Here is a 544-nt window from a genome sequence, read left to right on the forward strand (position 1 = left end):
AAAGCCGCCTCATCTTGCGAATGCCAACGCGACACATGACGAGCCGGCTGGCGCATCCACCCCACCACACGGTTCCGGCTTGTCGATGACGTCGCCGGTGCGCGGCAGATCAAGCGGAGCGAGCCACATGACTCGCGCGACGGACACGCCACCGCTCTCGCTGAGCACGGCCTGACCATGTGGCAGCAGCGCCGCCGCACGCGCGTTCAACTGGCCCATCGCTGCATCGCCCGAGGTCGACGCGCTCGCCGCCTCCGCGACAGAATCCGCGAGCCACGCGGCGTGCTCACGCAGCGACATGGCGCGGGCTTCGCGCGCCGTCCACAACTGGCCGGCGATGAGGCCAAACGTAGTCACCGACATCAATGCAACGGCCAGCATGACCTCGATCAGCGAGCTGCCGCAGCACTTCAACGCGTGGTGGCATGAACGCAGTTCCCGTGAACGCCGCCTCATGACGTGGCCCCGCACGCGCCGTCGACGATCCGCGAGCGACCACCCGCCGCGATCCGGATACAGCGTCGCCATTTATCTCCCTGCACCG

1 protein-coding gene and 1 pseudogene are annotated in these 544 nt (G+C 67.6%); both read right to left on the reverse strand.

The window, feature by feature from the left end:
• Positions 1 to 9: 9 nt before the first annotated feature.
• Positions 10 to 456: a hypothetical protein gene (locus tag FQ755_RS06825; RefSeq protein ID WP_144152448.1), complete on the reverse strand. Its 447-nt coding sequence runs from the start codon at positions 454 to 456 to the stop codon at positions 10 to 12.
• A pseudogene (locus FQ755_RS38015) lies at positions 453 to 544 on the reverse strand (type II secretion system protein GspH); the annotation flags it as partial. The pseudogene FQ755_RS38015 and the gene FQ755_RS06825, both read right to left, overlap by 4 nt.

This window comes from Paraburkholderia sp. BCC1885 (genome assembly GCF_900996235.1).
Classification (GTDB): domain Bacteria; phylum Pseudomonadota; class Gammaproteobacteria; order Burkholderiales; family Burkholderiaceae; genus Paraburkholderia.